Raw genomic sequence first — 12,952 nt, 5'->3', positions numbered from 1 at the left:
CCTCCAGGATGTAGAGAGGAAACGCAAGTGGCAAATCAAAATCCTGACCTCAATGTTGAAAATGAAGGCGAAGTAGGTACGAATTTACAGCAGGCGGAGAATGGTTTTGTAGCCTCCTCCAAGCTGCGCGAATCGTTGCAGGAAGTGCTCGTCGATTTCATCGATCTGAGCTTGGTAGCAAAGCAGGCGCATTGGAATATCGTTGGGCCGAACTTCCGCGATCTTCACCTGAATCTTGATGAGATCGTAACGATCGCCCGTACGGGTAGTGACGATTTCGCAGAGCGCATGCGTGCACTTCACGCCGCGCCGGATGGCCGCCCGAAGGAAGTAGCGGCACATTCGAACTTGCCGGAGTTCGCAGCGGGGGAGATCTCCACTCACGATGCTATTCGGCTCATGGTTCAGTCCATCGAAGCCACAGTGGCGACGATGCGCCGTGTTCATGATGGTATCGATGCCGAGGATCCGACCAGCGCGGATGTGCTCCACGGCTATATCTCTCAGCTCGAGCAGCAGGCATGGTTCCTGAGCGCCGAGCTTCGTACCCCGAGTGGTATCTAAGCAGCACATAGTTGAGCCGAGGGCCCGAAACAGCGAAAGCTGTTTCGGGCCCTCGTGCCGTCGTCGGCAAAAAACTATGCCCGGTAGTTACGGAACTGCGGGACTGCTAGCGCGCACAGGGCAACTCCCGCAATAACTAGCAAGCCGCCGCCGAATACGGTCCACGCCGCGCCGATCGAGCCGCTCACCGCGCCGTGCAGCATGTCAGCCAGCCGCGGCCCGCCAACCACCACAACGAGGAACACACCTTGGAGGCGCCCGCGAACCTCGTCGGTTGCGGCGGACTGAAGAATCGACTGGCGGAAGGCAGAGGACGCCATGTCCGCGGCGCCGCCAATGGCGAGGAAGACGATGGCGATCGCAAGGAAGGGAAGCGCGCGCCCGTTAGCGGCCCCTACTGCAATACCGCAGCCAACAACCGCAATCCCCCACACGCCACGGCCATCAAGACGGCCATTCCGTGGCGATGTACCCGCGAAACCCAGCCGGAGAAGACTCCGCCGATTACTGCGCCGGCAGCCATGCCCGCGGACAAGAGGGCGAACTCCATACCGCCACCAGCCGGGCCGCCGAAGTTGATATTCGCAATCTCCGGGTAGAGCGCTCGCGGCATTCCAAACACCATAGCGATCAAATCCACCACGAAGCTCATGAGCAGAATCTTGTGGGCCCACGTGTATCTAAAGCCGTCAACGATGCTGCCGATTCCGATCACTTGGCGGCGCGAGGGTTTGGATGGGGAGGCAGAACCGTCCCGCGCGGTGCTGGTGCCGTTGGAAGTGGAAGGCTCGCCGGAATGGACAGGGCGTTGGCGGCCGGTAGCTGATCTTTGGGGATCAGCATCGGGATGATCGCGTTGCGTGCGGGCTGGTTCAGGGCGAAGAAGGATTGCTGGACAGCAAAGATCCCTAGGATAAGCCACACATTATGGAACTGAAGGAGGGCTTGAACGGCGAAGGCGCTGGTGGTGGCGATCAAGCCGATCGTGCTCACTAGTAGCACCTTGCGGCGGTCGAAAGCATCCGCGATCGCTCCGCCCCATAGGCCAAAGAGGATGAGCGGAACTAGGCCAAACAGTCCAGTAAGTCCCACGTACATCGAATCGCGCGATATCGCCCAGAGTTGGGCGGGCACGGTGACCACCGTTAGCTGGGCGCCGATTACCGTAACGATGTTCGCGTACCACAGCCGTGCAAAATCAGGATAGGCGAGCGGGCGGGTATCAGCTAGCGCGCGGAGAAAACGCTCTTTCGTGGGGGCTCCTTAAGACATGCCGGAAGCGCGGCGGGCGGGTTCAAGGAGTGATCCTACGCGCCCGTAACGTGCTGCGGGACGTGTCTCAGAGGTGGCGATATGGGAAGTGGCAGAATCCGAGCCTCCTGCCAAAGCCTGCCTTAATCCTGCTCGGTGGAAAGAACCTCACCGGTTTCCGAATCGATGTCTAGCTCCCATTCGGAGCCATCGTCTGCGGTGATGTCGAGCTGCCAAATGATTATGCCAGCCTCACGTTCAAGTTCGAGGCTCGTGATGGTGCCGGGCTTGGCCTCCAGCCCACTGTTTGCAGCGTCCTGCGCGGAAACGCTTGGGGCGGCCATCTGCTCTTCGTCCAGATTCGTGGGCATGCGCCCAAGCTCCTCGCCCGTTTGGGCATCTACGAGCAGTTCGATGCCCTCGCCCGACTCAGTCAGTATCTCGACTTCCCATGCCGATTGGTCGCGCTCATAGTCCACGGACACTACCGTGCCGCCAGGCTCCAAATCCTCAGCAGCAGTAATGGCGTCTACCGCGAGTAGTTCGCCGGTGTCCGATGGCCCAGTCTGGGTGGCATCAGCATCTTGAGATGTTGAGGTGGAGGAATCAGGTTCTGAGGTGGTTGGCCCCACCTCGGCGGTAGGTGCGGTTGTTGGCGCTGATGAGTCCTGCGCATTGGAATCAGCGTCCGTACTGCACGCCGTTGCGAATATGATCGCCCCGGCGGCTAGAAGCGCTGCGGGAATTCTTGATCTCGTTGCCATGATGCCTCCAAAACTGGTGGTGTGTGGAAATGACAAATTCTGACGTTCATGAGGTGGCTCATGAAGCTCTTCCTCCACACTACGGGGAATCCGTACGCGAGCCAAGGGGTGTTGCACGCCACATCGTGGTACTAGACTCGACAGTGCTTGTCAGAGTTCTATCTACAAGGAGTGATCATGGCAGCAGCGAAGAAGGCCAGTAAGTCAGGGACCTCGGGGAAAGCCGGCAAAACTCCTCCGTCTCCTGACCCCTCGCGCCCCTCACTCAAGGATCCGGACTACTTCGACGAACTCGAGGACCGTGGCATGAGCGAGCAGAAGGCCGCCCGTATCTCGAATGCGGCTGCGCGCGAAGGCAAAAAGAAGGTAGGCGAACGCGGCGGCAAGGCGGAGAATCTACCCGATCGCACGGTCCCAGAGCTGCGTCAGCGCGCTAAGGAGCTCGGCCTGAGCGGCTACTCAAAGCTACGCAAGGACGAATTGATCGATCTGATCCGCAATAGCTAGGCACTTTCCGCCGAAGTTCCACTGCCCGCCGTTGCCATTCTGGGTTACGCTTGAGGTCCAGTCCTGCGCTGGCGCTGCTAGCGCAAAAGCACAGAATGGAGTCCGATGATGAGCGTTCCCCACATTGACTATCCGGTTGATTTCGATCAGGATCCGGGCCTACTGACGTTTACTTTTGGTGGCAAGGATGCGGTGGCAGAAGTTCCGGCCCCGGGAACCTTGTCCACATCCACACTTGATGCGTTCGCTGGGAGGCTCAATCGCCCGGATATGCTCCCGAGTGATGCAGACCTTCAGGGCTACCTGAATCCCCAAACCGGCCCGTTCTTCATTCCTCAGGCGCATCCCGGTGACACACTGGCGGTCCATTTCAAGTCCATTGTTCCCCACTTCGATTTCGGTGTGAGTACGCTGATCCACTTCTTCGGTGCCCTCACATCTACGCCACAAACCCCCACGCTGCAGGATCCGCTTCCTGAGCGCCTGTGGTACTACGGGATCGATACGGCGAAGGGAACGGTCACGCTGAACGCCAAGGAGTCTGCGCATTCCTTCGATTTTGCACTGGACCCAATGCACGGGACGGTTGGTGTGGCACCAGCGAAGAACGAGGTCCATTCCTCGCTTACTCCGGGCGCGTGGGGCGGCAACATGGATACCCCTGAGCTTCGGGCTGGGGCCACGTGCTATCTGGGTGTTAACGTCGAGGGAGCCCTGTTCAACTTCGGTGATGGGCACGCCCGTCAGGGCGAGGGTGAATCATGCGGGACTGCGGTGGAGACCGCGATGGATTCCACTGTTGCCTTCGATGTGGTGTCCAACTACTACACGCCGTGGCCGCGAATTGAGACGGACGAGTTCATCATGACCACCGGGTCCATGCGCCCGATGGAAGATGCCTACCGGATCGCCCACACTGAAATGGTGCACTGGATCAGCGAAATCACGGGCATGTCCAAGCTGGATTCCTACCAGTTTGTATCTCAGGCCGCGCTTACCCCTGTTGCCAACGCCGTGGACACCGTTTACACCGTGGTGTGCAAGATCCCGAAGGCTCTCCTTGGCGGGGCTGACGTTTACGGCGGGATTCACGAGAAGTTGAAGACTTACTGAGTTTTTTAACGACGACGACGGATTTCTCCTCGCTCGTTTGTCCCTTCCACAATGTTTTTGATGAAAGTGGAGATGGCCTTCGGGCCACCTCCACTTTCTTATGTGCGTTGGCTTTGGGTCTTGCATGGACTGAACGAATGTTTAATAATAGAAACATGCGTTCAGTAAACGAATCCCGTGACCTGACCGCCCGAGCGCGCATTCGCAACGCGGCTGTTGGCCTCTTCGGGCGGCAGGGCATCGCTGCAACGAGCGTGCGGGCAATCGCCGAGGAATCCGGGGTGAGCCCGGGCCTCGTTATCCACCACTTTGGTACGAAAGATGGTCTCAGAAAGGCGTGCGACGCCTATGTCATTGAGCTGTTCGGTACGGGCATGACCGAAGGTGTTGGCGACAGTGTTTCAGGCGGAGGCGACACGAACGATGAAGGCAGAAATCGGGCAGCCTTCGAATCGCTGACGATTGAGGCAGTGCAGAGCGCGCTCGCGGAAACGGACACGTACGGGCCCGCGCTCGATTACTTGAGGCGGATGCTCACCGAAGATCCCAGCATGGCCGAGCAGATCTTCGACGGGTTTATGACAACTACCTTGGAGGGGCTCCAGGCACAAAGTGTTGCGGGCATGATCCGCCCGCAGGAGGATCTTGAGGCAACAGCGGCCCTCCTTGTGGTGTTTGGATTAGCTCCGTTTGTCTTGGAGGCGCCGTTTGCAAAGGTGTTGGGGCGTGAGCATATTGACGGCGAGTTGCTCCGCCGAATCACCCTGCCCACCCTGGAGATGTTCACTCACGGGCTCTACGCGGACGATTCCATTTTGAAGGCATTGCGAGACGGGGAGGAGAAGTGATGAGTCCGGCAGTCGAGTGCAACAACCTCACGAAGAAGTTTGGATCATTCACTGCGGTAGACGATCTCAGTTTGAACGTAAGCCCAGGCAGTGTTGTTGGGTTCCTAGGGCCAAACGGTGCGGGAAAGAGTACGAGCATCCGCATGATGGTGGGGCTTTCGATCCCGAGCGCGGGAACGGTCAGATTATTCGGGGCGGATCCACGGGCCCAGAAAACCCGGGAGTGTCTCGGTTACGTTCCCGGCGAGCTTCGGCTGGACGAACGCCCAACGGTTCGCGAAACGTTGGCGAGCTGGGGGAGGCTACGGAGTGGGGTGAACTCTGCCTATCGGGATGAGCTCATTGAGCGCCTCTCAGTTGACCCGAGCAAGAAAGTGGGAAGCCTCTCTACAGGCAATCGGCGAAAGGTTGCTTTGGTTGGCGCCCTGATGGCGCGCCCAGACCTTCTGATTCTGGATGAGCCGACTAGCGGGCTCGATCCCCTCGTCCAACACGAGTTCCTGACCATATTGGCGGAAGCTGCAAGCGAAGGTGCCACAATCTTCCTGTCGTCACACATTCTGAGCGAGGTAGAGCGAATTGCCGATTCGGCGGTGGTGATCCGAGCTGGTGAGATCGTCGCTGATGGGCCTATCGGTGATCTGCGCCGGGGAGCAGCCCAAGAGTTTCGAGTGGCCTTTTCGGACCGATCGCCTAGTGCCGGGGAGCTCCGCAGGCTCGAAGGTTGCCGAAGTCTTGAAGCTGAAATCCCCGGGGAGATGCGAATTGAATGGGTTGGCCCGCCCGGGCCGCTTCTGGAACTTTTGTCCCGCTATGGCATCTCAGCCATCACGGCTCCTGAACCTGATCTTGAAACCGCATTCCTCTCCTATTATTCAACGTCAGAAACAAAGCGAACCTCCAGCGCGCAGAGGAGAGGCGGAGATCCCCGTGAATCGTGAAGTATTTGCTAGGGCATTCGGTAGCCTGAAGCGTTCGGGATCCATCTGGACTGGCCTGCTGGTTCTCTTTGCCGGATCCGTGATCGCGCTATGGCCATCGATGAGTGGCTCAGGTTCGCTCGACACTATGATGGATGGCCTGTCCCCGGAGCTGCTTGTGGCTTTCGGCCTAGAGGACTACGGATCCGCCGTCGGCTTTCTCAATGGGAATCTTTACGCAGTGTTCCTTCCCGCTCTACTAGCCGTCATGGCCATCACCCACACGAATTCGCTGACTGCAGGCGATGAGGATTCGGGACGTCTGGAATTGCTTATGGTGCTCCCGGTGAGCCGCACACGGATCTATCTCAGCAGGTTTGCGGCAGTTGCCGCGTGGCTGGCCATTGCTTCCGTGGCCGTGGGGCTCGTGGTGGGGCTGGGCGGCCTTGCCGTGGACATGTCCCTTAATGGAACAGGCGTGGCAGCCATAACCCTCGCATTGTTCCTCTTCGCCCTTACACATGCGGCTGTGGTCTTTGCGATTGCGGGCATCGGCTGGAGAGCCCCTCTGGCGTCAGGGATTGCCTTCGGGGTGCTCGGTCTGGGCTATATCCTCCACGCCCTCCTGCCGCTCGCCGGCAGCACAGGAATCGCTAAGATTTCGCCGTGGCACTGGGCTTTGAGTACCGAGCCGCTGACCTCAGGATTTGACGGTGCAGGCACGGGAATCATGGTCGGATGCGCGGTTGTTCTCACGGTAGTAGGTATTGCCAGCTTGAACCGGCGAACAATCCGCAGTTCGTAACCAGTACTGAACTCTCCCAAGGATGAGGGCCAACCGTGAAGGTACGGAACCGATTGGGTGCCATTCCAAATGGGTCATAAGACAGACCGCGAGTTTCGCTACCGGCGCGGTGACTGAATGTAGCGCGAGCCATGTTGGGCCACGTATTGTTATCTACGACACGCTGAGAATGAAGTGTCTTGGGAGCGGCGAAAGCCGCATGTCGACAACAACGAGGTAGTCATGGCAAAGGTACATAAGATCATCAACGATCCGGAGAACATTGTTGACGAAGTGCTAGACGGGCTGGTCGCCATTTCACGTGGGCTGCTTGCGCGAGATCCAGGTTCGCGAGTTATCCGGCGTACCGAGATCGATGAAGGAAAGGTAGGCCTAGTAGTTGGTGGAGGCTCGGGACACGAGCCCATGTATGGGGCGTTCGTGGGTCCGGGACTCGCGGCCGCAAGCGTATCCGGAGATATTTTTGCGGCCCCGGCACCGCCGCACGTTCAAGAGGCTGTCGAGGCCGCCGATTCAGGTGCGGGAGTTCTGCTGGTTTACGGTAACTACGCCGGCGATGTCATGAACTTCGATATGGGCGCCGAGGATGCCGCAGATGATAGCGACATTGAAACGAAGACCGTGCTTGTACGCGATGATGTTGCCACACCGGACATTGACGGTAGGCGCGGCATCGGCGGTGCGTTTTACGTTGTCAAGGCCGCGGGTGCCGCCTGCGCGAAGGGTCTCTCACTCGACGAAGCCGCAGCCGCAACCGAGCGCGTCCAGTTCAACACCCGGACGATCGGTGTTGCGGTAAAAGCGGGAACACTGCCAGACACCGGCAAGTTGACGTTCGAGCTTGGCGACGACGAGATTGAAATCGGTCTTGGCGTCCACGGCGAAATGGGCGTGGAGCGCTCGAAGATGATGAGCGCGGACGAACTAGCCAAGAACATGGTGGATCGCGTGGCCGATGACCTTCCCTTTGAGAAGGGTGATCGCGTTGCAGTGCTCATGAATAACCTTGGGGCTACAACCCAGATGGAGATGCTCATTGTGTACCGGAAGGTGGCCGAGCTTCTGGAGGAGCGTGGCCTAAAGATCGAGCGCACGGACATCGGTGCCCACTTCACGTCTCAGGAAATGGCGGGCTTCTCGCTTACTATGCTCAAGCTGGACGATGAGATTGCCGAACTGCTCGCTGCACCCTGCAACTCCGTTCCCTACACTCAGGCACAGCTATGACAGAACCACTGACCACTGAACAGGTTCGCGGCGTTCTCGCGGCCGCATGCCAAGCGATTTACGATGCGCGCGAGGCACTGTCCGATGCCGATCGCCAGATCGGCGATGGCGATCATGGGGTAGGTATGGGGCGTGGCTTCAAAGCGGCCCGAGAAGCGGTTGAAACCGCAGATCTAACGACAGTCGGAGATGCGTTCAAGGCCGTGGGATCCGCCGTTATGCGTACAAGCGGCGGCGCCTCAGGCGCAGTGTTCGGGACCATGTTTCGTGGACCGTCCAAGGTGTTGAAGTCTGAAACTCTAGATGGTGAGGGACTGGCGCAGGCACTCGAGGAATCGGCAGAGCAGGTTCAGCTCCGGGGAAAGGCTAAGCCGGGGGATAAGACGATGCTTGATGCGCTGGTTCCCGCAGGCCTGGCGGCTAGGGAATCGGCTGACGCAGGTGGAGACGTCTTGGCGGTTGCCAAGGCTGCTGCCGCAGCCGCTCACGATGGGTGCGAGGCGACCATTGATATGAAGGCCACCGTTGGAAAGTCCAAGTCACTCGGCGAACGGAGCCTTGGCTACCGGGATCCGGGTGCCATTTCGGTGACTATCCTGCTGGACACTATCGCGGAGGCGATTGAGGCCGCCTAGCCGGGCTCTCTAGCCGAGGTGGGTGCCGCCATTGGAAGGCGGCACCCACCTCGGGTTTGCGTCAGATCTCGGGAACAGAAGTGAATCTTGTGCCAAGTTTCTGGGATGAGAGAGGGGTGCTCTCCATATCGGAGAGCGCCCCTCTGACGCGTCAGTGTGTCCGGGCTGAGTCTCAGATCCAGGTCTGAACGACGTCTGTAAGCGGAGTTGTGGGGTGGCCGATCAGTTTGGAGAGGGTGCCGGGGTTCTTATCCTCAAGCTCTCCTGCCGCGATTGCCTGATCGGTGCCTACAAGGAAGTCCGCCATTCCTTCTGGCACACCCGAGTCGAGGAGAATACTGCGGTGTTCAGCGGAGGATACGTTGTTCAATGTGATGCTCTTGCCAGAAGCTTCACCGATGATGCTGTTCAGATCGGAAAGAGTCCATGACTCATCGCTCGCGAGCTCGTAGGTGGCTGGCTGGGCGGTTTCGGCGGTAAGTACGATAGCTGCTGCCTCGGCGAGATCCTTGCGTGGTACAGACGAGATTCGCCCATCGCCTGTGCTACCGAGAAGTGTGCCGGTGGAGACGGCCTGCTTCACGAGACTCTCGAAGTTCTCTGTATACCAACCGTTGCGTAGCAGGGCCACGTCGAATGGCGCCTCAGCTAATAGCTTCTCGGTTGCTTGATGCTCAGGTGCTACGGCGATGATAGAGGCGGTGTCTGCGTGCAGGAAGCTTGTGTAGGCAACGAAACCCACATTCGCTTCGGTGGCGGAACGGATGACCGCTTCGTGCTGAGGGATACGCTGGCCGATCGCTGATCCGGAGATCAAGAGGAGGCGGTCCACCCCTTCGAGGGCTGGCGTGAGCATGTCAGGCTGGTCATAATCGAAAGCGCGAACCTCAATTCCCTTATCGCGCAGATTGCTGGCTTTTTCTGGATTGCGGGCGAGTGCAACTATGTTGTCAGCACTGGTGCGAGCCAGAAGCTCGTCCGCAAGTAGTGTTCCGAATTGGCCTGTGGCACCTGTAAAGGCGATGGTCATAAGTGTTCCTTCCGTCCGTAACATGAACTATTCGTGCATCACTTACTTTTCGTAAGCACTTACTTAATGTAAGCTCTACTCATAGAAGTGTCAACCAGTAGCTGTGGTGAAAGAGGAGTCAATTAAGGTGGCCAACTTTGAGCATGAAGATGGACCGGTCATTGACGTATTTGATCCGCGATGTCCTTCTCGATCTATCCTGCGGGATGTCACCGGACGTTGGGCGCCCTTGGTTCTCATGGCTCTAAATGATGGTGCTTGTAGGTTTGGGGAGCTGCACCGTACCATCGGTGGTTCGAACGAACGGATGCTGTCTCAGACCCTTGCAACACTCACGGATGACAAGCTGATCAGCCGTTCTCTGGACGAAAATGGCCGACCTTCATACGAGCTCACGGACAATGGCAGAAACATCACGTACGCGCTTCTAGGGCTGCGTGATGCGATCGCCACCTGCCTCTGGGCCTCCGAAAATAACGAGCAATCGCGCTCGGTAGAGGCAGAGTGAGTAGTAGGGGCCTACACACCCACCTCGGCAACTTAGTGCGGAGGTGGAGTTTCGTCGTCGTCCTCAAACTTAGGGCTTGCGGCATGGGACACGTTGAGGGGGCCGCTCTTTTTAGCAAAGCGGCCCCCTCAACGTGGTGCTCAGAACCTATGCGCGCAGTGGCTGGCCCGAATCACTGGTGCCAGCCTTCGAAACGTCAGCTGACTCGCCCTGGAACTTCCATTCCCGAACCTCGGGCAGATCCTCAAGGTGTTCAACCTTGTAGACCTCGTGCTTGGCCAGTTGCTCCTCGCACCAACGCTTGAGATCGGCCCCGCCGCGCACCGTGCGCTTGCAGTTGTTGATTGCGTCAATTACGAGGTGGTAGCGATCCGCCCGGTTGCGAACCACCATATCGAACGGCGTAGTGGTTGTTCCTTCCTCAATGAACCCGCGGACGTGGAAGCGATCCGCATCCGGCCGGCCGTGGACGAGCTGGTGAACAACGCCAGGATAGCCGTGGAAGGCAAACACCACGTCCGTTGAATCGGTGAAGGTTTCGGAGAAGTCCTGATTGGACATTCCGTTGGGATGATCCTTGGGCCGCGCCAACGTCTGCAACCGCACAACGTTCACCAGCCTAACCTTCATCTGCGGTAGCTGCTGGCGAATAATCTGCGCCGCTGCCACAGCCTCCAGAGTGACCACGTCACCGGCGCAGGCGATGATGATGTCGGGGTCCTTTTCAGAATCGAGATCCTCGTTCCCTGCCCAGTCCCAGATGCCGTATCCGCGCTGGCAGTGATCGTAGGCTTCCTCCTTGGTGAGCCACTGGAACTGTGGCTGCTTGTCCTGAACGATCAGGTTCACCCGATCCTTGGTCTCGAACGCATAGGAGGCGATCTCCAGAAGGCAGTTCGCATCCGGCGGCAGGTACACGCGCACAACGTCACCGCGCAGGTTCACCACAGTGGACAGCACGCCGGGTCCCTGATGAGAGAATCCGTTGTGATCGTTGCGCCAGCAGGTGGAGGACAGAAGCACGTTCAGTGACGGAACGGGTGTACGCCAGTCAAGGCTCACGCCCTCCTCAAGCCACTTCGCGTGCTGGATGGTTTGCGAAACGCTTACCATCCCGAAGGCCTCGTAGGAGGCAAACATCCCGTGCCGGCCCGTCAGGTTGTAGCCTTCCAGCCAACCGTGAGTGTTGTGCTCGGAGAGTACCTCCATGACGCGACCACTCGGAGACAGCTTCACGTCCTGATCGTTGGTCGGCTCCATAAACGTCCGATCCGATACGTCAAACACCGAACCCAGCCGGTTGGAGTTAGTCTCATCAGGGCAGAAGAGTCGGAAAGTTTCAGGGTTCTGCCGGTAAATCTCCGCCATGAACTCGCCCAAGCTGCGGGTGGATTCCTTCTGGAACGTGCCGCGCTCCTCTGGTGCGAAGTCAAGCCCGAACGTGCCCCACTCAGGCAGCTTGAGTGGCGTATAGACGCCACCGCCATTGGCTGCGGGATTGGCGGACATGCGCTTTTCGCCAGAAGGATTGGCGCGGCGGACCAGGTCCACGGCCGCGCCGTCGGCGTCAAAAAGCTCCTCTGGCCGGTACGAACGCAACCAATCTTCCAGAATCTTGAGATGCTCGGGATTCTCTCGTACGCCGGAAAGCGGGACCTGATGGGCGCGCCACGTGCCTTCAACAACCGTGCCGTCTACTTCGTGTGGGCCCGTCCACCCCTTTGGTGAGCGCAGGATGATCATCGGCCAGCGTGGCTGCCCGGTCACGCCATGCTCGCGGGCATCGGTCTGGATCTTGCGGATCTTGGCCCACGCTGTTGCCAGCGCCTCGGCGAAACGATAGTGCATACCCGGCCGGTCATCGCCGCTGACTTCGATGACTTCATAGCCGTGACCTTCATACAGCTTGCGCAGATCGTCAGGATCCTTGCGGCCCTGAACCGTGGGGCTGGCAATCTTTGCCCCATTCAGATGGAGGATTGGCAGTACGGCACCGTCACGCTCCGGATTCAGGAAGGAGATACCCTTCCAAGAGCCTTCGAGTGGCCCAGTTTCAGCCTCGCCATCGCCCACCACTGTGAGCGCGATCAGGTCCGGATTATCAAACACGGCGCCAAAGCCGTGGACCAAGCTATACCCAAGCTCGCCACCTTCGTTTATGGACCCGGGTGTTGTTACGGACACGTGGGAGGGGATGCCTCCTGGTGCCGAGAATTGCCGGAACAGCCGAAGCACACCCTCCTCATCCTCGGTGATCTTCGGGTAGGTCTCCGTATACGTATCCTCTAGGTACGTTGCCGCCACGAGGGCTGGGCCTCCGTGCCCCGGCCCCGTCACATAAATCATGTCCTGATCCGTCATCCGGATCAGCCGCGAGGCGTGCGTGTAGATGAAGGAAAGCCCCGGAGACGTTCCCCAGTGTCCAAGTAGCCGCGGCTTGATGTGGTCTGCGGTGAGCGGTTCGCGAAGCAGCGGATTGGACTTGAGGTAGATCTGCCCCACCGTCAGGTAGTTGTCCGCGCGCCACCAAGCATCCATGGCGGCCACATCGTCTTCCGTGGGATGGGCAAGGGCATCTACTAGCTCCGGGCTTGGTGATTCAGCCATTGTGGCTCCTTTTCCGTACGTAATGGATACACACACTCAGCCTTCAGCATGTCAAACTAGGTGGTAGAGGAGAAGGCTGTTGCGCTTAGAGAGTAACCGGTGTCACTTTTTTGTGGACGACGACGTCACCTCACGCAACCACCCGCTCTAATGAGGTTGCGCGGAGGTGGGAT

The 12,952-nt window shown here is 58.8% G+C and carries 14 protein-coding genes and 1 pseudogene; 9 read left to right on the top strand and 6 right to left on the bottom strand.

The window, feature by feature from the left end:
- Positions 1-123: 123 nt before the first annotated feature.
- Positions 124-564 (top strand): Dps family protein, encoded by a 441-nt coding sequence (locus tag DD236_RS08240; protein ID WP_243410214.1) that lies wholly within the window; start codon positions 124-126, stop codon positions 562-564.
- 74 nt (positions 565-638) lie between these two features.
- Here the strand turns inward: DD236_RS08240 and DD236_RS12205 are convergent, their stop codons facing one another.
- The 4 genes and pseudogenes from DD236_RS12205 to DD236_RS08230 all read right to left on the bottom strand — a co-directional run bounded on the left by DD236_RS12205 (position 639) and on the right by DD236_RS08230 (position 2,579).
- Entirely contained in the window at positions 639-998 is a 360-nt protein-coding gene (locus DD236_RS12205) for an MFS transporter (RefSeq protein ID WP_207785756.1), read from the bottom strand.
- Entirely contained in the window at positions 959-1,279 is a 321-nt protein-coding gene (locus DD236_RS12200; RefSeq protein WP_207785755.1) for a hypothetical protein, read from the bottom strand. The genes DD236_RS12205 and DD236_RS12200 overlap by 40 nt, the downstream gene beginning before the upstream one ends.
- Positions 1,276-1,767 (bottom strand): annotated as a pseudogene (locus DD236_RS12195) (MFS transporter); the annotation flags it as partial. The pseudogene DD236_RS12195 and the gene DD236_RS12200, both read right to left, overlap by 4 nt.
- Before the next feature lie 191 nt (positions 1,768-1,958).
- Positions 1,959-2,579 carry a PepSY domain-containing protein gene (locus tag DD236_RS08230; RefSeq protein ID WP_109093893.1) on the bottom strand — a complete coding sequence of 207 codons (621 nt, stop codon included), beginning with the start codon at positions 2,577-2,579 and terminating at the stop codon, positions 1,959-1,961.
- 177 nt (positions 2,580-2,756) lie between these two features.
- Between DD236_RS08230 and DD236_RS08225 the strand changes: the two genes are divergently transcribed.
- From DD236_RS08225 to dhaL, 7 genes are all read left to right on the top strand, one after another.
- A complete protein-coding gene (locus DD236_RS08225; protein ID WP_109093892.1) occupies positions 2,757-3,086 on the top strand; it encodes a DUF7218 family protein in 330 nt (109 codons plus the stop codon).
- 105 nt (positions 3,087-3,191) lie between these two features.
- Positions 3,192-4,199: an acetamidase/formamidase family protein gene (locus DD236_RS08220; RefSeq protein ID WP_243410151.1), complete on the top strand. Its 1,008-nt coding sequence runs from the start codon at positions 3,192-3,194 to the stop codon at positions 4,197-4,199.
- 155 nt (positions 4,200-4,354) lie between these two features.
- Complete coding sequence (locus DD236_RS08215; protein WP_165819865.1) at positions 4,355-5,047, top strand: TetR family transcriptional regulator; 693 nt, start codon at positions 4,355-4,357, stop codon at positions 5,045-5,047.
- Positions 5,047-5,988, top strand: a complete 942-nt coding sequence (locus tag DD236_RS08210) for an ABC transporter ATP-binding protein (protein ID WP_109093890.1) — start codon at positions 5,047-5,049, stop codon at positions 5,986-5,988. The genes DD236_RS08215 and DD236_RS08210 overlap by 1 nt, the downstream gene beginning before the upstream one ends.
- Positions 5,978-6,772 carry an ABC transporter permease gene (locus DD236_RS08205; protein ID WP_165819864.1) on the top strand — a complete coding sequence of 265 codons (795 nt, stop codon included), beginning with the start codon at positions 5,978-5,980 and terminating at the stop codon, positions 6,770-6,772. The genes DD236_RS08210 and DD236_RS08205 overlap by 11 nt, the downstream gene beginning before the upstream one ends.
- Before the next feature lie 222 nt (positions 6,773-6,994).
- Positions 6,995-7,999, top strand: coding sequence for a dihydroxyacetone kinase subunit DhaK (locus DD236_RS08200; protein WP_109093888.1), 1,005 nt, complete (start codon positions 6,995-6,997; stop codon positions 7,997-7,999).
- Positions 7,996-8,634, top strand: a complete 639-nt coding sequence (gene dhaL / locus DD236_RS08195) for a dihydroxyacetone kinase subunit DhaL (RefSeq protein ID WP_109093887.1) — start codon at positions 7,996-7,998, stop codon at positions 8,632-8,634. The genes DD236_RS08200 and dhaL overlap by 4 nt, the downstream gene beginning before the upstream one ends.
- Before the next feature lie 172 nt (positions 8,635-8,806).
- Here dhaL and DD236_RS08190 read toward each other — a convergent pair whose 3' ends face one another.
- On the bottom strand, positions 8,807-9,664 hold the full coding sequence (locus DD236_RS08190) for an SDR family oxidoreductase (protein WP_109093886.1): 858 nt from the start codon (positions 9,662-9,664) through the stop codon (positions 8,807-8,809).
- A gap of 127 nt (positions 9,665-9,791) precedes the next feature.
- On the opposite strand from DD236_RS08190, the gene DD236_RS08185 reads away from it, so the two are divergent.
- On the top strand, positions 9,792-10,172 hold the full coding sequence (locus tag DD236_RS08185) for a winged helix-turn-helix transcriptional regulator (protein WP_207785754.1): 381 nt from the start codon (positions 9,792-9,794) through the stop codon (positions 10,170-10,172).
- A 147-nt stretch (positions 10,173-10,319) separates the two neighbouring features.
- On the opposite strand, the gene DD236_RS08180 is transcribed toward DD236_RS08185, so the two are convergent.
- Positions 10,320-12,779: a phosphoketolase family protein gene (locus tag DD236_RS08180; protein WP_109093885.1), complete on the bottom strand. Its 2,460-nt coding sequence runs from the start codon at positions 12,777-12,779 to the stop codon at positions 10,320-10,322.
- Positions 12,780-12,952: the final 173 nt, after the last annotated feature.

This window comes from Ancrocorticia populi (assembly GCF_003123745.1).
Taxonomy (GTDB): Bacteria; Actinomycetota; Actinomycetes; order Actinomycetales; family Actinomycetaceae; genus Ancrocorticia; species Ancrocorticia populi.
The sequence above is the reverse complement of the archived record's forward strand: the minus strand, read 5'-3'. Positions and strand labels throughout refer to the sequence as shown.